Genomic DNA, 23277 nt, shown 5'->3' on the forward strand with positions numbered 1-23277 from the left:
CGGTCTTCCGGCGGCTGGTCGCGCGGCACCAGGAGCGGATCGGCCTCACCCCGGCCGAACGGGCCCAGGCGGCCTGGCTGGTCTCCCTCGCCGTGCTCCGGACGGCACCCCGCGGCCCGTTCTTCGCCGACGGCCCGGAGGCCCTCGACCGCCGGCTGCACGAGCAGGCCAAGTACGCGCCGGCCACGATCCTCGACCAGATGCCGGACCTGGTCGGCGCCGGCACCGACGGCCGGCAGCCGCTGCCCGTGCGCGGGGCGCCGCTGCCGCTGGCCGGGCCGGGCGCCGACCTGCCCGGGCTGGCCGAGGTGCTGCTCGCCCGGCGCAGCGCGTACGGCACGTACGCCGGGCCGCTCACCGCCGACGAGCTGGGCCGGCTGCTCTACCATTCCGCCGCGGTCACCGGGGAGAAGACCATGGACGGCGCGGAGGCGCCGCTGCGGGTCCGGCCGCACCCCAGCGGCGGCAACCGCTACCCGGTGCGGCTACTGGCCTACTGCCACGACGTGCAGGGCGTGCCGCGCGGCCTCTACCTGCACGACCCCGACGCGCACGCGCTGCTTCCGCTCGACGCCCGAGACCTGACCGGCGAGCTCATCCCCGCGGTGCCGGCGACCGACCCCCGGCTGCCCGCCACCAAGGCCGGCGGCAAGATCGACGCGGCCGGGTGTCCGGTCTGGCTCTTCCTGGTCGCCGACCTGACCTACCAGCGGCTGCACTACGGCCTGCGGTCCTACCGCCTGGTGCTGCTGGAGGGCGGGCACGTGGCGCAGAACCTCTCCCTGGTCTCCACCGGGCTGGGACTGTCCAGCGTGGGGCTCTGCGGCTTCTACGACGACGCGCTGCACGCCGCCCTCGGCCTGGACGGGGTGAACTCCGCGGTCCTCTACACGTACCTGGTCGGCCGGGTGTCGACGCCGGCCGCCTCAGGGTGAGGTCACCGGCGGACGCCCCGCCGCGACACCGACGTTTCGTCGCCGCGTCGGTGCCCGGTGAGATGATGGGCCGCATGCAGGTGGGCATCCTCGGGCCGCTCACGGTGGCCGCCGACGGGCGACAGGTCGAGATCGGCGGGGCACGGCTGCGCCGGCTGTTGATCCTGCTCGCCCTCGAGGTCGGCCGCACGGTGACCGTGGAGGCGCTGAGCGACGCGCTCTGGGCGGACAGCGCCCCCACCGACCCGACGAACGCCGTCCAGTCGCTGGTGTCCCGGCTGCGGCGGGCGCTGCCGGTCACCTCCGCGCTGCACTCGGCGCACGGCGGCTACCGGCTGGAGCTGCCCCGGGAGGCGGTCGACGCGTATCGGTTCGAGCGGCTGGCGCGGGAGGGTCAGCGGGCGCTGCGGGCGGGCGACCCGGCCACCGCGACGACCTGCCTTGGCGAGGCGTTGTCGCTGTGGCGCGGCCCGGCCCTCGCCGACGCCACCGACACCCGGTACGCGGCCGCGGCCGCGGCCCGGCTGGAGGAGCTGCGGCTCTCCGCGCTGGAGGACCGGGCCGAGGCCGACCTGGTCTCCGGCCGGGCCGATCAGATCGTCGCCGAGCTGGAGGAGTTGGCTGCCCGGCACCCGCTGCGGGAGCGCAGCCGGGCGTTGCTGATGAACGCCCTCTACGCCACCGGCCGGCAGGCCGAGGCGCTGCGCTCCTACGAGGACTTCCGGTCCCGGCTCGCCGAGGAACTCGGCGTCGACCCGTCCCCCCGGGTCCGCGACCTGCACGTGGCCATGCTCCGCCGGGACCCGGCGCTGACCCCGGCCGCCGCCCCACTCGCCCCGACCGACGCCACCCCGCCGCCGACCGGTGCGCCGGCCGCCGCCGGCCCGGCCGCCCCGGCGGAACGCCCGGTCGCCCGGCCGGGCAACCTGCGGGCCCCGCTGACCACCTTCGTCGGCCGGGACGCCGAGCTGCGCCGCGTCGCCGACCAGCTCCGGGACGGCCGGCTGGTGACCCTGGTCGGGCCCGGCGGCGCCGGCAAGACCCGGCTGGCCACCACCCTCGCCGGATCGCTGGCCGACGCCCACCCCGGCGGCGCCTGGCTGGTCGAGCTGGCCGCCGTCACCGACCCGGACGACGTGCCGCAGGTGGTGGTCCGGGCGCTCGGCCTGCGCGAGGCCGGCCTGCTCGAGGGGCCCGCGCCGCGCGACCTGCTCGACCAGCTGGTCGAGGCGTTCTCGGTGGCACCGGCGCTGCTGGTGCTGGACAACTGCGAGCACCTGGTGGACGCCGCCGCCCGGCTGGTCGACGAGCTGCTCGGCCGCTGCCCCGCGCTGCGGGTCGTGGCCACCAGCCGCGAGCCGCTGGGCATCGTCGGCGAAGCGCTCTGTCCGGTGCCGCCGCTGGCCCTGCCCGCCCCGGCGGCCACCCTCGCCGAGGCCGTCGAGTCCCCGGCCGTGCAGCTGTTCGTCAACCGGGCGGCCGCGGTCCGCCCCGGCTTCGTGGTCACCGACGCCAACGTCGCCGCCGCGGTGGAGGTCTGCCGGCGGCTGGACGGCCTACCGCTCGCCATCGAACTGGCCGCCGCCCGCACCCGGACGCTGCCGGTGGAGGAACTGGCCGACCGGCTCTCCGACCGGTTCCGGCTGCTCACCGGAGGCAGCCGCACGGCCATGCCCCGGCACCGCACGCTGCGTGCCGTGGTCGCCTGGAGCTGGGACCTGCTGGAGTCCGACGAGCGCCGGCTGGCGCAGCGGCTGGCGGTCTTCCCCGGCGCGGTCACCCCGGAGAGCGCGACCCGCCTCTGCGAACTGTCCCCGGCGATCGCGCCGGCCGCGCTGGACCTGCTCGCCGCCCTGGTCGACAAGTCGCTGCTGCAGCGGCTGGACGGCCCCCGGCCCCGCTACCGGATGCTGGAGACCATCCGGGAGTACGGTCTGGAGCGGCTGGCCGAGGAGGACGAGGTGGCCGCCGCCCGGCGGGCGCACGCCCAGTACTTCCTGGAGCTGTCCGAGCGGGCCGAGCCCCGGCTGCGCGGGCCGGAGCAGCTCGAATGGCTGCCCCGGCTGGCCGCGGAGCGGGAGAACGTGCTGGCCGCGTTCCACTTCGCCTGTGACACCGGCGACGCGGCGGTCGCGGTCCGGCTGGCCGCCGCGGTCAGTCCGCTCTGGACGGTGCAGGGCAACCACGCCGAGGCGGCCGCCTGGCTGCGGGCGGTGCTCGAACTGCCGGGCGAGGCGCCGCCCGCGGCGCGCCGGGTGGCCACCGCGGCCTACCTGTTCAACACCGTGCTCACCGGCGGCCGGGTCGGCGGGGATCTCCCGATCGAGGCCCTGCTGGCCCGCCTGCCCGACCGCGACGGCCCGGACGACCACCCGGTCGCCGTCCTGCTCGACCCGGCGCTGGCCTTCCTCCACGAGGACGTCGCCGCCGGCCTGGCGGCCATCGCCCGACTGCGCAGCCACCCCGACCCGTGGGCGCGCGGCACGCTCATGCTGATGGGGGCGCTGCTGCACGGCCAGGACGGGGACACCGCCGCGATGCGGGCCGACCTGGCGGATGCGGCGGCCGCGTTCCGGGAGACCGGGGACCGCTGGGGCCTGGCCATGGCGCTCACCTTCGAGGCGCACGTCCACCTGGTGCTCGGTGACTTCCCGGTGGCGATGGCGGCCGCCGAGGAGGCGGCCACCCTGCTGCACACGCTCGACCCGACCGCCGACGCCGCGCTCCAGCGCGTCCTGCTCGCCGTCGCGCTGATCTGGCACGGCGACCTGTCGCGGGCCCGGGACGAGCTGCGCACGCTGGTCGCCCCCGCGGCCCGGCCGGTCGCCGCCCGCTACCTGGTGCTGGCCCACCTCTGGCTGGGCCACCTCGCCCGCTACGACGGCGCCTTGGACGAGTCGGCGCGGGCGTACGACCGGGCCCGCGCCGACCTGGAGCGGATCACCTTCGACGCGGCGCTGTACCGGTCCATGCACAGCTGCGCCGCGGCGCAGCTGGCGGTGGCCCGGGAAGACCTGGCGGCGGCCCGGGAGCACCTGGCCGCCGCGTTCGCCCTGGCCGCCGAGCCGGGCTACGTGCCGGTGCTGGCGGAGATCGGGGTGGCCGCCGCGGCGGCGTGCCTGGCCTCCGGCGAGGCGGAGCTGGCGGCGGAACTGCTCGGGGCGGCCAGCGCCCTGCACCGCGGCCCGGACTCGTTCCACCCCGACGCGACCGAGCTGGGCCGTCGGCTCGCCGGCGTGCTGGGCGGGGAGGTGCATGCCGCCGCCGTCGAGCGAGGGCGGGCCCGGGACCGGGCCGACGCCCTCGCCCTCATCGACGCTCAGGTACGCCGTCGGTAGGCGCGTACCGCCAGCGGCATGAAAAACGCCAGCAGCCCGACCGACCAGAGCAGGGTGCGCATCACCGGGCCGGCCACCGGCCCGCCGAGCAGCAGGCCCCGGCACGCCTCCATGGCGTGGCTGGCCGGGTTGATTTTGACCCAGGCCTGGAGCCAGCCGGGCAGGGTGTCGGTGGGCGCCACCATGTTGGTGCCGAAGGCGAGCGGGAACATGGTCAGCGTGACGATGCCCTGCACTCCGGCGGCGTCCCGGGACACCACGCCGGCCAGCACGTAACCCCAGCTCAGGCAGAAGCCGAAGAAGACCGTCAGCGCGCCGGCCGCGAGGGCCTGGAGGAATCCGGTCTCCACCCGGAAGCCGAGCAGGTAGCCGAACGCGAACACGGTGACCAGCGAGATCACGTACCGGATCAGGTCACCGAGGACCGAGCCGATCAGCGGTGCCGACCGGCCGATGGGCAGGCTGCGGAACCGCTCGAAGACGCCGGTGCGGATGTCCGCGTTCAGGCTCACGCCGGTGATCATGATGCCGGAGATGATCACCGTCATCACCAGCGCCGCCGGGAAGATGAATTGCAGGTAGTTCTTGGTGTTGCCGGAGACGGCGCCGCCGAACAGGTAGACGAACATCACCAGGAAGATCACCGGGATGAGCACCGCGTGGGCGAGCCCCTCCGGGGTTCGGCGCACCTTGATCAGGCTCCGCCCGGCCAGCGCGAAGCTGTGCCGGAGCAGCCCGTACGGGCGCTTGGCCGGCTCGGTCACCGTGCCGGCGGACTGGCTGGGGACACTGGTCGCGGTCACGCCGCCACCTCCTGTTCGCGCTCGGGCTCGGCGGTGTGCCGGCCGGTGAGGGTGAAGAACACCTCGTCCAGGCTGGGCAGCCGCAGGGACAGCTCGGTGACCGCGATGTTCGCCGCGGCGAGCTGGCGGACCACCTCGGTGAACGCGGAGTCGCCGACCACCGGGACGGTGAGCACGCCGGGACCGATCTGGTCGGGCACGTGCCCGGCGACGCTGCCGAGGATGGCCGCCGCCTCGCTCGCCTGGGCCAGGTCGGCCACGCGCACCTGGATGGCCTGCCCACCGACGATCTGCTTCAGCTCGTCCGGGCTGCCGTTGGCGATGACCTTGCCCTGGCCGAGGACGACGATGTCGTCGGAGAGCGTGTCCGCCTCCTCCAGGTACTGCGTGGTGAGCAGGACGGTGGTGCCGTCGCCGGCCATCGTCCGGATCATCCGCCAGACCTCCTCCCGCTTGGCCGGGTCGAGCCCGGTCGTCGGCTCGTCGAGGAAGATCACCGAGGGCCGGCCGATCATGCTGGCGGCCAGGTCGAGCCGCCGCCGCATGCCACCGGAGTAGGTGCCCACCCGGCGGCCGGCCGCCTCGGTCAGCTCGAACCGTTCCAGCAGCTCGGTGGCCCGGGCCGTCGCCTCGGCCTTGCGCAGGTCGAGCAGCCGGCCGATGAGCACCAGGTTCTCGGTGCCGGTCAGATCCTCGTCGACCGAGGTGTCCTGCCCGGCGATGCCGATCAGCCGGCGCACCCGGGCCGGCTGGCGCACCACGTCCACCCCGCCCACCATGGCCGTGCCCGAGTCCGGACGCAGCAGGGTGGCGAGGATCCGTACCGCCGTGGTCTTGCCCGCGCCGTTGGGGCCGAGCACGCTCAGTACCGTGCCGGGGCGGGCCGCGAAGTCGACGCCGTTGAGCGCTGTGTTCGTGCCGAAACGCTTGACGAGGGCCTCGGCCTGGAATCCGTACCGCATGTCGTCGATGCTGTCAGCGGCCGCTGGCAGAGCCCGCACAGATCGCTGTCACCCTCCGTCGTCGTGCCCACGGGGCACGGACGTGGTACGGGGCCGTGGCCGACCTCGGGAGTCGGCCACGGCCCCGATCGGGGGGTGGGCAGGGATCAGGCGGTGTCCAGGTCCCGCCGGCGGAAGGTGGCCAGGCCGGCCGCCCCCAGCAGCAGCGCCAGCGCCCCGAGCCAGACCAGCGGCATCGCGGTCACGTCGCCGCCGGGCAGCCGGGGCAGGTGGGTGAACGGGGAGACGTCCATCACCCACTGGTTCAGCTCCAGCACCGGGCCGAGCTGGGCGATCAGCAGGATCACCCCGACGAACAGCCAGCCCACCATCGTGGCACCGGGTAGCAGCCCGAACAGGGCCGCGGCCAGCGCGGCCGGCAGCAGCGCGGCGGGCAGCTGCACCAGCGCCGCGCCGAGGATCCGGGGCAGCTCGCCGCCCACGTCCCCGGAGCGTGCCCCGTGCACCAGCCCGACCACCAGGCCGGCGGTGAGCAGCAGCACCACCACGCCGAACACCGCCACCAGCACGTGGCTGAGGGCGTACCGGGTGCGGGTCACCGCGGCGGCGAGCACCGGCTCGGCCCGCAGCCCGGACTCCTCGGAGCGCAGCCGCAGCACCGCCGAGACGGCATACGCGGCGGCGGCCAGGCCGAGGATCCGCAGCACCCAGACCAGGTAGCTGTCGACCAGCACGTCCGCGCCGCCGAGCTGACGGATCGCCTTGGCGGCGGTGGCGTTCTGCCCGACCATGTCGGTGATGTCGTGGGCCAGCGAGCCGAGCACCGCACCGCCGACCGCCACGCCGGCCGCCCAGGAGATCAGGCCGCTGCGCTGCAGCCGCCAGGCCAGGGCGAGCGGGGTGGCCAGCCCGGGCTTGGCGTCCGGGGGTCCGAGCCGCGCCGCCAGCAGGCCCGCGCCGATGTCCCGCCGCTGGCTCAGCGCGACCGCGACACCGCTGAGCACCGCGCCGGTCAGCACGGCCAGCCCGAGCACCCACCAGCGCTCCCCGGCGTACGGCCGGAGCTGGTAGAACCAGCCGGTGGGGGAGGCCCAGGCGAGCAGCCGGACACCTCCGGTGCCGTCGTTCGCCACCGACGCGGAATCGGCGATGCCGCGCAGCAGGAAGGTGGCGCCGAAGACGGCCAGCGCGATCCCGTTCGCGGTGCGGGCGGCCTCCACCAGTTGCGCGGTCACCGCCGCGACGGCGGCGAAGACCCAGCCGACCATGGTGACGCCCAGCCCGTACGCCAGCGAGCCGGCGCCGGACAGCCCGGCCCCCATCAGGCCTGCCGCGGCGCCCAGCCCGATCAGCAGGTCGGCGACGCCGACCACGAGCAGGGCGGCGGCCAGCCGGGAGTGCCGGCCGACGGCGGCGGCGGTGACCAGCTCGGCCCGGCCGCTCTCCTCCTCGGTGCGCGTGTAGCGGATCACCAGCATGATGCTGGTGATCGCCACCAGCAGCAGCACCCAGACCGCGCTCTCCTTGACCACGATGCCGCCGAGGTGCTCGACGCCCAGGCTCGGCCCGCTGAACACCGCGGCCGCCGGGTTGCTGCCCACCCCTTCGGCGTACTCGCGCTGCTTCTCCGCCGTGGCGTACGCGTCGGCGAGCGACCCGGCCGGACCGGCGGCGAGGCTGATCGCGAGCAGGACCCACACCGGCAGGCCGATCCGGTCCCGGCGCAGGGCGAGCCGGGCCAGTCGCCACGTGCCGACCAGCTCACTCATCGGGCACCGACCTTCTCGTCGCTGTTGTGGTGCGGGCCGACGTCGTAGTGGCGCAGGAACAGCTCCTCCAGCGTGGGCGGCTGGCTGACCAGCTCGCGCGCCTCGTGCTCGCCGAGGCGGCGCAGCACCTCCGGCAGCGCGTCCGGGTCGACCTGGAGGGTGACCCGGTCGCCGTCCACGGTGACGTTGTGGGTGCCGGGCAGCTGGCCGAGGCCGTCGGCCGGACGGCCCAGCCGGGCGTGGATGGTGGTGCGGGTCAGGTGGCGCAGGTCGCTCAGCGAGCCGGTCTCCACGATCCGCCCGGAGCGGATGATGCTGACCCGGTCGCAGAGCTTCTCCACCTCACCGAGGATGTGGCTGGCCAGCAGCACGGTGCGGCCCTGCGCGCGGACCTCGCTCACGCACTGGCTGAACACCTCGGACATCAGCGGGTCGAGACCGGAGGTGGGCTCGTCCAGGATGAACAGCTCCACGTCCGAGGCGAACGCCGCGACCAGGGCCACCTTCTGCCGGTTGCCCTTCGAGTAGGCCCGGCCCTTCTTGCGCGGGTCGAGCTGGAAGCGGTCGAGCAGATCGGCCTTGCGGGCCGGGTCCAGCCCGCCGCGCAGCCGGCCGAGCAGGTCGATGGTCTCCCCGCCGGAGAGCCGCGGCCACAGACTCACGTCGCCCGGCACGTACGCCAGCCGCTTGTGCAGCCGGGTGATGTCCCGCCAGGGGTCGCCGTCGAGCAGCCGCACCGTGCCCGCGTCGGCCCGCAGCAGGCCGAGCAGGACCCGGATCGTGGTCGTCTTGCCCGCGCCGTTGGGGCCCAGGAAACCGTGCACCTCGCCGGTGCGCACGGACAGGTCGATGCCGTCCAGCGCCACCGTCTTGCCGAATCGTTTGACCAGGCCCTGGGCCTGGAAGGCGTCACTCATGCGGCGAGGTTCGCAACCGTTGCTGGCAGACGTCGCACAGATCGCTGTCAGCCGGTCACCGGATCAGGTCATCCAGTCGGCCGCCCGTTCGCCCAGCATCACGCAGGTCAGGTTGGGGGTGGCCCGGGGCACGGCGGGCAGCACCGAGGCGTCCACCACCCGCAGCCCGTCCACCCCGTGCACCCGCAGGAACTGGTCGACCACCGCGCCCGGGTCGTCGGCCGGGCCCATCCGGGCCGTGCCGGTCGGGTGCCAGGACGGCGCCACGAAGGTCCGTACCGCGCGGCGCAGCAGCGGCTCCTCGGCCACCATCCGGTCGGTCCAGAGCAGCACCCGCTCCAGCAGCCCGCTCATCGCCGGCGCCCGCAGCAGCGACCAGATCAGCCGGGTCCCGATCATCAGCCGCTGCTCGTCGCGGGGCTCCCGGGCCAGGTTGAGCCGGATCTCCGGTGGGCTGTCCGGGGCCGCGTCCCGCAGCCCGACGCTGCCCCGCGAGTCGGTGCTCATCAGCATCACCGCCACCGACACGCCGGGCCGCCCGCGCAGCATCGGCCCGAGCGTGGGCACGTCCTCCGGGGCGACGTTGCAGTTGAGGAAGACCATCAGGTCCGGGTCGACGCCGTCGCTGGCCGCCCGCGCCACCACCGAGTGCCACGGGTCGCCGGCCCGGCACAGCCCGGCCCGGGGCACCGTCCAGATGCCCAGCAGCGGGTGGTCGCTGAGGTTCGCGCCGACCCCCGGCAGGTCCACCCAGGGGCGTACGCCCATAGCGGCGAGCCGGTCCGCCGGCCCGATGCCGGAGCGCTGCAACAGCAACGGGGTGTTCACCGCGCCGGCGCTGAGCGTGATCCGGTCGGCCCCGACCCGGGCGGTCCGCCCGGCCCGGCGCACCTCGACCCCGGTGACCCGGGACCCGTCGCCGAGCAGCCGCAGCACCGTGGCGTCCGGCCAGACGGTCAGGTTCGGTCGGCCCCGCGCGGCGGCCAGGTACGTCTCGGCGGCGCCCATCCGGCGGCCCTGCCGCGAGTTCGTCGGCAGCGGCCCCACCCCCGGGGTCGGGGCGGCGTTCAGGTCCGCCACCGGCGGCAGGCCCTGCTGCCGGCACGCGTCCACGAAGGCGTCGCTGATCGGCGTGGTGGCGGTCAGCCGGCGGATCGGGACCGGCCCCCGGTCGCCGTGCTCCGGCCCGGTCACGTCGTGGTCGGTCTCCATCCGCACGAAGTACGGCAGCACCTTCCACCAGGCCCACTCCGGGTTGCCGGCGGCGGCCCACTCGTCGAAGTCGGCGGGCAGCCCGCGCAGCGCGATCGCGCCGTTCACCGCCGACGAGCCGCCCACCACCCGGCCCACCCGGTAGGGGACCGGCCGCTCCCCGTCCGCGGTCTCGTACTCCCAGTTCAGCCCGGACAGGGTGGGCCGGCCGAGCTGCTCCGGGCCGCCGTCCCCGCCGGACCGGTCCGGGCCGGCCTCGATCAGCAGCACCCGCCGCCCCGCCTGCTCGGCGAGGCGGGCGGCCAGGGTGGCGCCGGCCGAGCCGGCGCCCACCACGATGTCGTCCCAGCCGGTGGTCACCCCTGCTCCCGCAGCAGGCCGCGGACGGTCTCGGCCAGCTCGGCCACGGTCGGGCTGTCGAAGAGCATCGGCAGGCCCTCGTCGGCGTCCGGTTCGATGCCGAACTCCTCGCGCAGCCGGCCCAGGATCCGCACCGCGTGCAGCGAGTCGGCGCCCAGCTCGAAGAAGTTGTCCTCGACCCCGAAGTCGTCGCGGCCCAGCGCCTCCTGCCAGATCGCCAGGATCGTCCGTTCCACGTCGTCGCCCGGGGCGGCGCGGTGCCCGGCCGGGTCCGGCTCGGTCCAGGGCGGCGGCAGCGCGCCCCGGTCCACCTTGCCGTTCGCGCTCAGCGGGATCCGGTCCAGTGCCCGGTAGTGGTGCGGGACCATGTACTCGGGCAGCACCCGGGCCAGCCCGGCGCGCAGCGCCTCGGCGGGCACCGGCACGGCCGGGTCGGCCGGTACCACGTACCCGACGAGCTGGCGGCGGCCGGTGCCCGGGTTGGTGTCCACCACGGTCACCGCCTCGGCCACCCCCGGCTGCCGGGACAGCGCCGCGGTGATCTCGCCCAGCTCGATCCGGAAGCCGTTCAGCTTCACCTGGTCGTCGTCGCGGCCGAGGAACTCGATGGTCCCGTCCGGCAGCCACCGGCCGAGGTCGCCGGTGCGGTACAGGCGCTCGCCGGTCCGCGGGTGCCGGACGAAGCGTTCCCCGGTGCGGACCGGGTCGGCCCAGTAGCCCAGGGCCACCCCGGTGCCGCCGATCCAGAGCTCGCCCGGCGTCCACACCGGGCACGGGTTGAGCCGGCCGTCCAGCACGTGCATGGTCTGGTTCGCCATCGGGCGCCCGTACGGGATGCTCGTCCAGTCGGCGCCGACCACGCCGATCGGGAAGGTGATCGACCAGATCGACGCCTCCGTCGCGCCGCCCAGGCTGTGCACCGCCGCGCGCGGGTGCCGGGCCCGGATCGCGTCGGGCAGCCGTACCGGGATCCAGTCACCGCTGAGCAGCACCACCCGCAGCGCCGACTCCGCCGGGTCGGGGTGCGCGGCCGGCGCGTCCACCCAGGCCTGCATCAGCGCCGGCACCGAGTTCCAGACCGTGACCCGGTGCCGGCGGACCAGGTCGCCCCAGTGCTCGGGGTCGGCGGCCCGGGCCGGCGCCGGCAGCACCACGGCGGCCCCGGCCGCGAGGGCACCGAACGCGTCGTAGACGGACAGGTCGAAGCTGAGCGCGGACAGTCCCAGCACCCGGTCCGCCGGGGTGACGCCGAACCGGACGTTGACGTCCTGCACGGTGTTGGCCGCGCCCCGGTGGTCGATCATCACGCCCTTCGGCCGCCCGGTCGAGCCCGAGGTGAAGATGACGTACGCCAGGTCGTCCGGGGACGGACCCGGCCCGGCCGCGGCCGGGTCGGCGGCGCGCACCTCGGGGTCGTCCAGGGTGACCAGCCGCAGCCCGGCCGGCCAGGCCAGCTCGTCGCGCAGCCGCGCCGTGGTCACCACGATCCGCACCCCGCCCTGGTCGAGCAGGTCGGCCCGGCGCGCGTCCGGCCAGGCCGGCTCGATCGGCAGGTACGCGGCCCCGGCCCGGGTCACCCCCAGCACGGCGGGCACCTGCTCGGCGCAGCGGTCCAGCACCACCGCCACCAGCTGGCCGGCGCCCGCGCCCAGGTCGCGCAGCCGGGCCGCCAGCCGGCGGGCCCGGTCGACCACCTCGCCGTGGGTCAGCTCGCCGTCCGGTGTGATCACCGCGACCGCGTCGGGCTGCCCGGCGGCGCGCTCCTCGACCAAATCGCAGAGGGTACGCGCGGGCAGGTCGGCGGCCGTCTCGTTGGCCCGTCGCCGCTGCTCCAGCTGACGGGCCGGCAGTGGCACCGGGGCGTCCGCCTCGTCCCACGCCCCGGCGTCCTCGGCGAGCCGGCGCAGCAGGGCCTGGTAGCTGTCGAACATGTCGTCGAGCAGCCCGGCCGGGAAGAGCGCCTCCACCGCGTCCCAGTCCAGGCAGAGGTCCCCGCTCTCCTCGGTGACCTGGTGGTCCAGCCACACCTGCGGGGTCTGGCTGATCCCGTACCCGAACTCGCCGAAGAAGCGCGAGTCCGGCGTCCGGTTCTCCCGGTCGCCGAGCGCGAGGGCGCTGGTGAACACCACCGGCATCGCCGCTCCCGGCCCGCCGCCGAGGCGCCGGGACCGTTCCCGCAGCACCCGGACCCCGCTGAACGCGGAGTGCTCCAGGTCCTGCACGAGCTGGCGGTTGAGCCGGCGGGCCCGGTCGGCGAACGACTCCCCGGCGACCGCCGTGGCGGCGAGCAGGGTGACCGAGGTGAAGTCCCCGATCACCTCGCCGATCCGCGGGTGCAGCGGCCGCCGGTTGAACAGGCTGAGGTTGAGGGTGAAGTCGGCCTGCCGCGACCAGGTGCGCAGCACCTCCGCGTACGCGCTCATCACCGCGACCGACGCGGTGACCCCGTACCGCTGCGCGGTGGCCTTGAGGGCGTCCCAGAGCGGGCGGGGCAGCCGGGCGCTGCGCCGGACGAACTCCACCGGCGCCCCGCCGGGCCCGCCGACCGCGCCGGTACGCAGCGGCAGGGCCGGCGCGGGCGGCAGGGTGTCCAACCGGTCCCGCCAGTACGCGTCGGCGGCCCGGTACTCGCGACCCTCCCGCGCCGCCTCCTCGGCCAGCACGTAGTCCCGGTAGGACAGGGGCAGCGGCTCGGGCGTCCGGTCCGGGTCGGTGTAGAACAGCCGCCAGTCGCGGAACAGCAGCTGGAGACTGAACGCGTCCATGATCAGCACGTTGATGCTGACGTGCAGCCGGATGCGGCGCTCGTCGACCAGCGAGGCGCGCAGGTCGAACAGCGGCCAGTGCTCTGGCGGCAGCAACTGGTGCCCCATCTCCGCCCGGGTCTTGGCCAGCGCGGCCTGGCGTTCGTCGTCGGGCGCCGCGCGCAGGTCGGCCACCGGCAGGTCGTACGGGGGCACCTCGGGCAGGATCCGCTGCCGCCCGTCCGGGTCGACCACCGCGCGCAGCATGTCGTGCCGGTCGATCACCTGGCGCAGGCTGGCCGCCAGCCGGGCCGGATCGAGGTCGACCCCGTCCAGCTCGAAGTAGTAGTGGGTGGCGACGCCACCCAGTTGCAACGCCGGGTTGCGCCCCACCCAGTAGGCGTGCTGGATGTCGGTCAGCGGGAACGGCTCGTACCGCTCCTGCGGCCGGGGCACGATCTCCTGCGGGGTCCCACCGTCGGACATCCGGCGCAGCAGCGCGACCAGCGCGTCCCGGTGCTCGCGCAGCTCCTCCCGCAGTTGCGGGGTGAGCGCGCCGGCGGCGGCCCGGACGTCCAGCCGGTCGTCGACCAGGCGCAGCCGCACACCACGCCGGTGCAGTTCGGACAGTAGGTCAGGCGCCGTCATGATCTCTCCTGCCAGGTCGGGTCGTCGGGGCGGGACGGGCGCCGGCGCGGCCGCCGGCGGGGGGACGGTGGTCATCGGACCGGGGGGCCGGCCGGGGCACCCAGGGCGGCGGCGACCCCGTCGACGAACTCCGTCCAGCCGTACATGCCGGAGATGAAGCCGAAGAAGCGGTCCATCTGCTCCTGGTGGCCCTGGATCGCCCGGAGCACGTCCAGCAGCTCGTCGGTCGGGCGCAGCCGTGCCGCCTGGAGGTTGAAGTGGTAGGTGGGCAGGGACTCCCGGTCGCGCCGCACGGTGTAGTCGACCAGGGCCCGGTCCACCGGCCGCTCCCCGGCCAGCGCCGGCGACAGGTGCTCGGCCAGCAGCGCGGCGTGCCCGATCGCGTCGCTGATCCCGTTGGCCCCGATCGAGTCCTTGTGATAGCCGGCGTCGCCGACCAGCGCCCAGCCCGGTCCGCTGCCGCGACGGAAGAAGTTCGGCAGCCGGCCGGTGCCGACGAACCGCTCCTCGCGCCGGCCGGACCGGACCCGCTCCAGCACGCTGGGCGCCGCGAGGGACAGCGAGCGGAAGTACGACCCCTCGATGTCCTTGCGGACCTCGTCGAACTCCTCGCGCGGCGCCTGCACGACGACCATGACGAGGTCGTCGTTGGTCGGCACCGCGCCGACCAGCCGGCGGTGGTCGACGAAGACCTCGTAGTCGGCGGTGAACCCGCTCCAGTAGGTGTAGTAGACGCAGCAGAGCGAGGGCACCGCCTCGTACTTCGGTGCCTGCACCTTCTTGGCCACCACCGAGTCCAACCCGTCCGCGCCGATCACCACCCGGGCCCCCTCGGTGAACTCGCCGCGCGGCCCTCGGGCCCGGATCCCGACCACCCGGTCGCCGTCCCAGAGCAGGTCGCTGACGTTGCACTCCTCGCGCAGCTCGGCGCCGGCCGCCTCGGCGGCCCGGACCAGCAGGGTGTCCAGCACGAAGCGGCGCGGCCCGTAGCCGGCCCGGATCCCGTCGATGGCCGGCGCGCAACCGGTCACCGGCACCCCGGAGAGGGTCCAGCGGGACACCTCGAGCGGCGGGCAGCCGGTGGCGCGCAGTTGGTCCAGCAGGCCCCAGCCGGCCAGCCGGGCGATGGTCGGCGGGTGGACGTAGTGGGTGGACATCGTGTCGCTGGGGAAACTCGCGCGGTCCAGCAGCAGCACCCGGTGTCCGGCCCGCGCCAGCAGCATCGCGGTGGTGGCACCGGCGCAGCGCGCACCGACGACGATCACGTCGTACATGCGGACTCCTCGAAAACCGCCGAGCAGGTGCCACCATCGTGCGACGTACGCCGCCGCCAAAGCCATACGGAAAACGTAAAGATATTTACGACACATCAATTTGTGGGGCGCATTTCCGGGGTACCGCGAGAACGTCGTCACTCAGCGCTGAAAGACCCCCCTACCGGGTGTGGTCCGGTCCCCTTATCGTCCCGGCTGACCAGGTTGGAATCCCCCTAGCGGGATCGGCTCGATTGACCGCCGAATTGACCCGACCATACCGTCCACTCTCGATGGGTGCACTTTAGTCCGGGGGGTTGGATAAATGGGGCAACCGGCTCAGGAACGGGCGATCGCCCTTTCCCCCGAGGACCGGAAGGTTCTCGTCTCGTTGTCCGGCGGCGACCGCCGCGGCGGGGAACCGCTGCGGGCGGCGATCGTGCTCACCGCCGCCTCCGGCCTGTCGTACGCGGAAACCGCCCGTCGGCTGGCCACCACCCGGCCGACCGTGGCGACCTGGCTACGCCGGTACGCCGAGGAAGGGGTGCCGGGCCTGCGCGACCGGGTTCGCCCCGGCCGCCGGCCCCGGGTGCGGGACGCCGACGTGGTGCTGCGGACGCTGACCACCATCCCGTCCACCGGCGGCGCCTGGTCCAGCCGGGCGCTCGGCGTCGCGCTGGGCCTCTCCAACGGCACGGTGGCCCGGATCTGGCGGCGCTGGGGCCTGCGCCCGACCGAGCCGGCCGCGTTCCGCCTGCCCGGGCTGCCCGACCTGGCCCTGGCCGGCGCGGAACTGGTCGGCCTGCACTGCGGCCTGCGGGACCGCCTGCTCGTCCTCGCCGCCGGCCCGACCGGGTCGGTGTGCGGCGTCGGGACCGCCGGCCCGACCGAGACGGTGTCCGGCGTGGGGATCGCCGGTCCCGGCACGGTGATCGCGGCGCTGACCGGTGCCTGTCCCGCCGCGCGAGACGGGCTCAGCGCCCCCGGGCACGCCCCCGCCCGTCCGGGGGCGAGCGGGCCGCCGTCGCTGGCCGACTTCCTGGCGGTCGCCGACGGTCGGCCGGACCGGCGGCTGCACGTGCTCGCCGCCGGGGAGGAGACCGTCCGGCGTCAGACGGTGCGCGACTGGGCAGCCCAGCACGGCCACGAGGTCCGGGTCGCCCCGGCGGAGCCGACCTGGACCGAACTGGCGGCCGTGGCGGCCGGACTCACCGCCCCGATCACCGGCCGGCCCACCCCGGATCTCGGCGGTCGGCTGGTCGCCGCGCTGCGAACCGCCTGGCGGACGGCCTGGTTCAGCGGGCAGCCCTGCCACTGGCTGGCCGCGCCACCGGCCAACCGGTAGACCGCGCTGTGGCGAAACCTGGCGACTGGCCTGGTTCGACCACGGCAGCTGAGACGAGCGGCAGGGTGCCGGCGGTGAGGGCGAGGCGCGGCCGAGACATCATCCGCATGCTCGCAGAATCCGGCGTGCGGGACTCTAAAAGATCTTGGTGCGAATCGGCCCCTACGGGGGCCGTTTCCGTCCAAGATCTCCAGGAGTCCCCGCGCTCACGGGCGAGTAGTCGACTGGGCAGGTGTGCCGCTTGCTGGCCGCGCCGCCCCGTCGGCCGGACCGGTGGCGGGCTGGGCCGCCGGCACGTGCGCCACGTCCCGGGCGTGCACCCGGCCCAGGGTGAGCGCCACCCCGGCGGCGAGCAGCCCGCCGGCGGCGAGCACCTGGTAGGCGCGGTGGAACACGGCCAGCGGCGCGCCGCTGCCGTCGGCCAGCACGGTGATCAGCACGGCGATGCCGAGGACCGCGCCGACCTGCCGCAGGCACGAGGCGATGGCCACCCCGGTGGCGAAGCGGGCCCGGGGGAACTCGGCGAACGCCGCGTGCCCGAACCCGGGGAAGCTGAACGCCGCGCCCGCACCGATCAGCACCGCCGCCGGCAGGAAGGCGGCGAGGAAGTCCGGCTGGCCCGGGGCGCGGGCGAACAGCAGCGCGCCGGCGCAGAAGAACAACCCGCCGGGCAGGGCCACCGCCCGGGGCCCGTACCGGTCGCCGAGCCGGCCGACCAGCGGCGCCAACGCGGCCGCGGTGACCGGGCCGGCGGTCAGCGCGCCGCCGGTGGCCAGGCTGTCGTAGCGCCACACCTGGGTCAGGAAGAGCACGTTGCACAGCAGCAGCGCGTTCATCGCGGCGGCGAAGACCAGCGAGCCGAGGTTGGCGACGCTGAACGAGCGGATCCGCACCAGCGCCGGCTCGATGACCGGGGCCGGGTGCCGGCCCGACCGTACCGCCAGGGCGACCAGCAGGGCCGCGCCGACCGCGAGGGTGCCGCCGAACGCCGCCGAGGTCGCTCCCCAGTCCGGCAGCCGTACCACCGCCAGGGCGAGGGTGCCGACGCCGCCGCCGAGCAGCAGCGCCCCGACCACGTCGGGGAACGGTCCGGGCGTGGTGTCCCGGGTCTCCCGGAGCACCCGGACGGCGGCCAGCAGGCCGGGCAGGCCGATCGCCAGGTTCACCAGGAACACCAGCCGCCAGCCCTGCCAGGCCACCAGCGCGCCGCCGAGGGACGGACCGGCGGCCCCGGCGACCGTGCCGGTGGCGGTCCAGAGCGCGATCGCGGTGGCCCGGCGCTGCACCGGGAACTCCGGCAGCAGCAGGCCCAGCGAGGTCGGCATGATGGCCGCCGCGCCGAGCGCCTGCACGCACCGCGCCGCGATCAGCACGCCCACCGCCGGGGCCAGCCCGCACGCGGCCGAGCCGACCAGGAAGAGCACCACCCCGGCGAGGAAGACCCGGCGCCGGCCCCACCGGTCGGCCAGCCGGCCGGCCGGGATCAGCGCGGCGGCGAACACCACGTTGTACGCGTTGAGCACCCAGGACAGGCCGTTCAGCGAACTGTCCGGGAAGGCGGCCCCCAGGGCGGGCAGCGCCACGTTGACGATCGTCACGTCCAGCATCGCCATCATCACGGCGACGGACGTGACCAGCAGGACCTTCCACTGGCGGGCCACCGGGGACCTCCTCTTCACGGGTGGGTCGGCCACCGGCGCCGGTCGCGCGGTGGGTCGGGGACGGCGGGCCGGTCGGCCCGCCGGTTCGGCAGCGGCGGCCTCGGATCAGCCGCGGGCCGCCTCGTTCAGGGCGGCGGCGACCTGCTCCACGCCGACGGCGGTGAGCACGGTGTGGTGGGTGCCGGGCACCGGCCGGCTCACCAGCCGTCCTCCGGTCAGCTCGGCCCAGCCCCAGTCGGGGCGGTCGCCGTACGGGTGGTCGGCGAACTCGCTGACCCGGCCGTCGCGCGCCCGCAGCACCGTGACGTCGGCGTCGATCCGGCCCGCCCGGTGGCCGGCGCAGGCCCGCACCACCGCGTCGAACACCGCGTACGTGGCGGCGAGCGTCCCGCCGCTCAGGTCGTCCACGGGCACACCCTGCTTGGCGGCCAGCCGCACCGCCCCGTCCAGCCGCTCGTCGGCGGGCAGCGCGGCCAGCTCGCGCCGCTGCTCGGCGGTGATCTGGCCGGGGTCGAAGCCCCGGTCGAGGTCCTCCACGAACCACAGCGGGACGTCGGCGTCGGTCACCCGCTGCGGGGCCAGCGGGGCGGGGGCGTCGACGACCACCAGGTGCCGTACCCGCTCGCCGGCCTCCGTCAGCTGCCGGGCCAGTTCCGCGGCGATGACCGCGCCGGAGGACCAGCCGCCGAGCAGGTACGGGCCGTGCGGCTGTTCCCGGCGCAGCGCGGCCAGGTAGAGCCGGGCCAGCTCGCCGAGGTCGGCCACCGGCTCCCGGCCGACGGCCGGGCCGGGCGCCTGCAGGGCGAGGCAGTCCCGGTCCAGCCGGGCCGCGAGGTCCCGGTAGCAGAGCACGTCGCCGCCGGCCGGGTGCACCAGCACCCAGGGCGGGGACCCGGTGTCGCCGGGTTCGCCGGTGAGCCGGACCAGCGGTGACCAGTCCGCCGGGGCGGTGTCCAGCCAGCGGGCCAGCCCGGCCACGGTGCGCCGCTCCAGCAGCGCGCCCAGCGGCACCCGCCGGCCCAGCCGCTGCGCGATCTGGCCGACCACCCGCAGCGCGGCGAAGGACTGTCCACCCAGGTCGAAGAAGTCGTCCTCGACCCCGAGCCGGTCCACCTGGAGGATCTCCCGCCAGATCTCGGCCAGCGCCTCCTCGGTCGGGGTGGTCGGCGGCACGTGCCGGCGAACGCCGCCGCCGTCGGCGAGGTCGACCGTCTCCAGTGCCCGCCGGTCCACCTTGCCGTTGCCGGTCAGCGGCAGCCCGTCCCGGACCACCACGTGGGCGGGTACCAGGTAGCCGGGGAGCCGGGCGGCGAGGAACTCGCGGACCGCCACCGGGTCCGGCCGGTCCCGGCCGTCCCGCCCGACCACGAACGCGGCCAGCTGCCGTCCGGAGCCGGACGTCCGGGCCACCACCGCCGCGCCGCCCACGTCCGGGTGCTCCAGCAGCGCGTGCTCCACCTCGCCCGGTTCCACCCGGAAGCCCTGGATCTTCACCTGGAAGTCTGCCCGGCCGAGGAACTCGATGGTGCCGTCGGGCAGGTAGCGACCCCGGTCACCGGTGCGGTACAGCCGTTCCCCGGTCACCGGGTGCGACACGAACGCGGTGGCCGTGCGCTCCGGGTCGTTGAGGTAGCCCAGGGCCACCCCGACGCCGCCCACGTACAGGTGCCCGGGCACCCAGGTGGGCGCGTCCCGGCCCAACTCGTCCAGGACGTACCAGGTCTGATTGGTCAGCGGCCGCCCGTACGGCACGCTCACCCAGTCCGGGTCGACCCGCTCGATCGGGTGGGCGATCGACCAGATGGACGCCTCGGTCGCCCCGCCGAGGCTGACCACCCGGGCGTGCGGCGCGACCGCCCGGATCCGGTCCGGCAGGGTTACCGGGATCCAGTCCCCGCTGAGCAGCACCAGCCGCAGGTCGGGCAGGTGCACCCCGGTCGTCTCGGCCTCCTCGACGAGCAGTTGCATGAGCGCCGGCACCGAGTTCCACACGGTCACCCGCCGGTCCCGGGCCAGCGCCAGCCAGGACGCCGGGTCGTGCCGGGACGGGTCGGGCAGGACCAGGGTGGCGCCGGCCGCGGCGGCGCCGAACACGTCGTACACCGACAGGTCGAAGCAGAGCGAGGAGATGCCGAGCAGCACGTCCCGCTCGGTGACGCCGTACCGGGCGTTGACGTCGGTCACCGTGTTCAGCGGCCCGCGGTGGTCCAGCATCGCGCCCTTCGGCCGGCCGGTCGACCCGGACGTGTAGATCACGTACGCCAGGTCGCCCGGCTCGCGCATCGGCGCGTACCCGAGCGCCGGGCCGTCGCCGGTGGCGTCCTCGACGACGACCAGCGGCACCGGCCCGGCGTCGGCGAGCGCCGCCCGGGTGCCCGCGTCGGTGACCACGGCGGCCGCCCGGGTGTCGGCGAGCAGCCAGCCGATCCGCTCCGCCGGCCAGCCGGGGTCGATCGGCACGTACGCCCCGCCGGCCAGCAGCACCCCGTGCACCGCGACGATCTGCGGCCACCCCTTGCCGGTGGCGACCGCGACCAGGTCACCGGGCCGTACGCCGGTCTCCCGCAGGGTCGCGGCGAGCCGGCCGGCCCGCGCGTACAGGGTGGCGTAGTCGAGGATCGTGTCCCCGGCGACCACCGCCGCCCGGTTCGGCTGGCCGGCGGCCCGCCCGGCCAGGGGAGCGTGCAGCAGTCCCGGCGGTGGCGGCGTGCCGGGCGCGTTGAGCCGGGCCCGGCGCTCCCGGTCGGTGGCCGGCAGCAGGTCGAACGTCGTCCGGTCCCAGGCCTCGTCGCTGTCCGCGAGGGCGTCGAGGACCGCCCCGTAACCGGCCAGCATGTCGTCCATCAGGCCCGGCGGGAACATCGCCTCCAGCACGTCCCAGACCGTCCACATGCTGCCGTCCCGCTGCTCCCAGAACTCGCAGTCGAGCAGCACCTGTGGGGTCTCCAGCAGGCTGTACACCGGCCGGTCGGTCTGCCCGACGAAGAGCGCGCTGCCCACCGCGTACGGGCAGACCGCCCGGCCGGGGGTGCGGCGCAGCTGGTTGACCGCCTGGAGCACCTTGACCCCGCTCCAGTAGACGTGCTGCATGTCCGAGAGCACCTGGGCCTGCAACCGGCGGGCCCGCTCCTGGAACGGGCCACCGGCCCGCCAGTCCACCTCGAGCGGGTAGAGCGAGGAGAAGTTGCCGATCACGTCGCCGATCTGCGGGTGCAGCGGCAGCCGGTGGGTGTTCATGTTGTTGATCAGGAAGTGCCGGGAGCCGCTCCACGCGGCGAGCACCTCGGCGTACACGGCGCACAGGGCGTTGGTCTGGGACAGCCCCCGGGCGGCGGCGCGGCGGGTGAACGCCGCCCACCGGGCCGGCGACAGCACGTGCTCCCGGCGTTCCAGCCGGGACCGGCGGCGGGTGTCCGAGCCGGGCGCGAGGGGCAGCTCCGGCGCGGTCGGCCAGTCGGCCATCCGGTCCAGCCAGTACCGCTTCGACGCCTGGCCCAGCGGCGACTCCTCCAGCTCGGCGAGGGCCAGGACGCAGTCCCGGTAGCTCAGCGCCAGCTCCGGCAGCGGCTGGTCCGGGTGGTCGTAGCAGTGCAGCAGGTCCTTGAGGAACCGGCCGGTGCCGGGGGCGTCGCTGAAGAAGTTGTTGTTGTTCCAGTGCATGCGGACCCGGCCGCCGGACAGCACCGAGAGCCGGACGTCCAGCCACGGCCACCGGTCCAGTGGCAGCTCCCGGCGCTGCATGGCGGCCCGGGTCCGTTCGATGCCGGCCCGCTGTCCGGCCTCGTCGAGGCCGCGCAGGTCGACCACCTCGACCGGGATCGGCTCCGGGTCGCGGACCGTCTCCAGCATCATGTCCTCGCGGACCACGACCAGGCTGTGCCGGTGCCGCCGGGCCGCCACGTTGAGCGCCCGGGTGAACCGGTCCGGGTCCAGCTCCGGGAAGTCCACCTCCATGTACTGGTGCGGCCGGACGTGGTACTCCAGCCCCTCCCGGCTGCCCACCAGGAAGGACATCTGGATGTCCGACGGCGGGAACGGCTCGTGCCGGGCCGCCGGATCGGGGGTGATCTCCGGCAGCGCCGCGGCCGGTTCGGCGGCCCGCCGGCCCCGGGACAGCCAGCCGATCAGCTCCGCCCGGTGCCGGGTGATCCGCTCGCGCAGCTCCGGCGAGAGGCGTCCCTTCGGCGCGCTCACGCTCAGCTGGTCGTCGCCGGCCAGCTTCAACCGCACGTCGCTCCGGGCCAGGTCGGCCACCAGGGCGGCGACCGCGCCCTCGTCCGCTCCGCTCACCGCAACACCCTTCCTCCAGGTCGGACCGTCGGCGCTCACAGCGTCAGCACCTCGGCGTCCTCGTCGTCGAAGTCGTCGTCATCGGCGGCGACGACACTGCGCAGGGTCAGCTGCTGGCAGATCAGCTCGGCCACGTCCGCCGCGGTGCCGCCGCCGAACAGGTCCGCCGGCGGAACGTCGGCCGCGTAGTCGACCAGCAGCCGCTGGCGCAGCCGGACCGTGGTCAGCGAGTCCAGGCCCAGCTCGTTCAACCGGGTGCCGGCGAAGGTGGGCCGGATCGCCTCCTGGTCGGCGGCGCTGAGTCCGAGCAGCAGCCCCACCCGTTCCAGCAGCCCGGCGAGCACCAGCTCGCGGGCCGCCACCGGGTCGGTCAGCGTCAGCACCGCCAGGTCCGGCCCGGTCGCGCCGTCGTCCGCGCCGGCGAGGTCGGCCGGCGTCACCTCGGCCAGCAGCCGGTACGGCCGGGCCCGGCCGGCCGCGGCCAGCGACCGGCGCCAGTCCACCCGGGCCAGCCCCACCACCGGCTCGGTCGGCTCACCGGCCGGCGGGGCGAGGAGCGTGTCCAGCGCGGCCAGCGCCTCGGCGGTGGGCAGCGCGTCCAGGCCGAGCGCGGCCAGCCGGCCCAGCACGTCCTGGTCGACGGCCATGCCGGCCTGGGCCCACGGCCCCCAGCCGATGCTGGTCGCCGGCAGGCCACGCGCGTGCCGGTGCCGGGCCAGGGCGTCCAGGAAGGCGTTCGCGGCCAGGTAGTTGGCCTGCCCGGCGGAGCCGACCAGGGCGCCGAAGGCGGAGAACAGCACGAAGAAGTCCAGGTCGAGCGCCTCCGTCGCCCGGTGCAGGTGCCAGCCGCCCCGCACCTTCGGGTCGAGCACCCGGCGGAACCGGTCCCAGCCCTGCTCGGTCAGGGCCGCGTCGTCGACGACGCCGGCCGCGTGCACCACCCCGGCCAGCGGCGGCAGGTCGCCGGCGAGGCCGGCCAGCGCGGCGGTCAGCGCGTCGCCGTCCGCCACGTCCACGGCCAGGCAGCGCAGCCGGACGCC

The 23277-nt window shown here is 75.5% G+C and carries 13 protein-coding genes; 3 read left to right on the forward strand and 10 right to left on the reverse strand.

Annotated features, from left to right (window positions below):
• Window positions 1-935, forward strand: a 935-nt coding sequence (locus tag ONA70_RS21180) for a SagB family peptide dehydrogenase (RefSeq protein ID WP_265008210.1), incomplete at its 5' end; no start/stop codon positions are given.
• A gap of 74 nt (window positions 936-1009) precedes the next feature.
• Window positions 1010-4273, forward strand: a complete 3264-nt coding sequence (locus tag ONA70_RS21185) for an AfsR/SARP family transcriptional regulator (RefSeq protein ID WP_265008211.1) — start codon at window positions 1010-1012, stop codon at window positions 4271-4273.
• On the opposite strand, the gene ONA70_RS21190 is transcribed toward ONA70_RS21185, so the two are convergent.
• From ONA70_RS21190 to ONA70_RS21220, 7 genes are all read right to left on the reverse strand, one after another.
• Complete coding sequence (locus tag ONA70_RS21190; RefSeq protein ID WP_265008212.1) at window positions 4255-5076, reverse strand: ABC transporter permease; 822 nt, start codon at window positions 5074-5076, stop codon at window positions 4255-4257. The two genes, ONA70_RS21185 and ONA70_RS21190, sit on opposite strands and share 19 nt — an antisense overlap.
• Window positions 5073-6038: an ATP-binding cassette domain-containing protein gene (locus ONA70_RS21195; protein ID WP_265008213.1), complete on the reverse strand. Its 966-nt coding sequence runs from the start codon at window positions 6036-6038 to the stop codon at window positions 5073-5075. The genes ONA70_RS21190 and ONA70_RS21195 overlap by 4 nt, the downstream gene beginning before the upstream one ends.
• Window positions 6039-6184: 146 nt before the next feature.
• Window positions 6185-7807 (reverse strand): ABC transporter permease, encoded by a 1623-nt coding sequence (locus ONA70_RS21200; RefSeq protein ID WP_265008214.1) that lies wholly within the window; start codon window positions 7805-7807, stop codon window positions 6185-6187.
• The gene (locus ONA70_RS21205; RefSeq protein WP_265008215.1) at window positions 7804-8724 is read right to left on the reverse strand and encodes an ABC transporter ATP-binding protein; all 921 of its coding nucleotides are present in this window, start codon (window positions 8722-8724) and stop codon (window positions 7804-7806) included. Before ONA70_RS21205 ends, ONA70_RS21200 begins: the two co-directional genes overlap by 4 nt.
• 63 nt (window positions 8725-8787) lie before the next feature.
• The gene (locus ONA70_RS21210; RefSeq protein WP_265008216.1) at window positions 8788-10296 is read right to left on the reverse strand and encodes a GMC family oxidoreductase; all 1509 of its coding nucleotides are present in this window, start codon (window positions 10294-10296) and stop codon (window positions 8788-8790) included.
• Window positions 10293-13688 carry a non-ribosomal peptide synthetase gene (locus ONA70_RS21215; protein WP_265008217.1) on the reverse strand — a complete coding sequence of 1132 codons (3396 nt, stop codon included), beginning with the start codon at window positions 13686-13688 and terminating at the stop codon, window positions 10293-10295. Before ONA70_RS21215 ends, ONA70_RS21210 begins: the two co-directional genes overlap by 4 nt.
• A gap of 71 nt (window positions 13689-13759) precedes the next feature.
• Complete coding sequence (locus tag ONA70_RS21220; RefSeq protein ID WP_265008218.1) at window positions 13760-14962, reverse strand: NAD(P)/FAD-dependent oxidoreductase; 1203 nt, start codon at window positions 14960-14962, stop codon at window positions 13760-13762.
• A 304-nt stretch (window positions 14963-15266) separates the two neighbouring features.
• Here ONA70_RS21220 and ONA70_RS21225 point away from each other — a divergent pair, with 304 nt between their 5' ends.
• The gene (locus ONA70_RS21225; RefSeq protein WP_265008219.1) at window positions 15267-16286 is read left to right on the forward strand and encodes a helix-turn-helix domain-containing protein; all 1020 of its coding nucleotides are present in this window, start codon (window positions 15267-15269) and stop codon (window positions 16284-16286) included.
• A gap of 206 nt (window positions 16287-16492) precedes the next feature.
• Here the strand turns inward: ONA70_RS21225 and ONA70_RS21230 are convergent, their stop codons facing one another.
• From ONA70_RS21230 to ONA70_RS21240, 3 genes are all read right to left on the reverse strand, one after another.
• Window positions 16493-17947: an MFS transporter gene (locus tag ONA70_RS21230; RefSeq protein WP_265008220.1), complete on the reverse strand. Its 1455-nt coding sequence runs from the start codon at window positions 17945-17947 to the stop codon at window positions 16493-16495.
• Window positions 17948-18052: 105 nt separating this feature from the next.
• The gene (locus ONA70_RS21235; protein WP_265008221.1) at window positions 18053-22237 is read right to left on the reverse strand and encodes a non-ribosomal peptide synthetase; all 4185 of its coding nucleotides are present in this window, start codon (window positions 22235-22237) and stop codon (window positions 18053-18055) included.
• A gap of 35 nt (window positions 22238-22272) precedes the next feature.
• A partial coding sequence (locus ONA70_RS21240; RefSeq protein ID WP_265008222.1) for a beta-ketoacyl reductase occupies window positions 22273-23277 on the reverse strand: 1005 nt, incomplete at its 5' end.

It is taken from the genome of Micromonospora yasonensis (genome assembly GCF_026013475.1).
In the GTDB taxonomy this organism is placed as follows: Bacteria; Actinomycetota; Actinomycetes; order Mycobacteriales; family Micromonosporaceae; genus Micromonospora; species Micromonospora yasonensis.

Coding starts and splice junctions, on each gene's coding strand:
- ONA70_RS21205 (WP_265008215.1), bottom strand. CDS start 8,724: ATGAGTGACGCCTTCCAGGCCCAGGGCCTGGTCAAACGATTCGGCAAG.
- ONA70_RS21215 (WP_265008217.1), bottom strand. CDS start 13,688: ATGACGGCGCCTGACCTACTGTCCGAACTGCACCGGCGTGGTGTGCGG.
- ONA70_RS21225 (WP_265008219.1), top strand. CDS start 15,267: ATGGGGCAACCGGCTCAGGAACGGGCGATCGCCCTTTCCCCCGAGGAC.
- ONA70_RS21185 (WP_265008211.1), top strand. CDS start 1,010: ATGCAGGTGGGCATCCTCGGGCCGCTCACGGTGGCCGCCGACGGGCGA.
- ONA70_RS21200 (WP_265008214.1), bottom strand. CDS start 7,807: ATGAGTGAGCTGGTCGGCACGTGGCGACTGGCCCGGCTCGCCCTGCGC.
- ONA70_RS21195 (WP_265008213.1), bottom strand. CDS start 6,038: ATGCGGTACGGATTCCAGGCCGAGGCCCTCGTCAAGCGTTTCGGCACG.
- ONA70_RS21220 (WP_265008218.1), bottom strand. CDS start 14,962: ATGTACGACGTGATCGTCGTCGGTGCGCGCTGCGCCGGTGCCACCACC.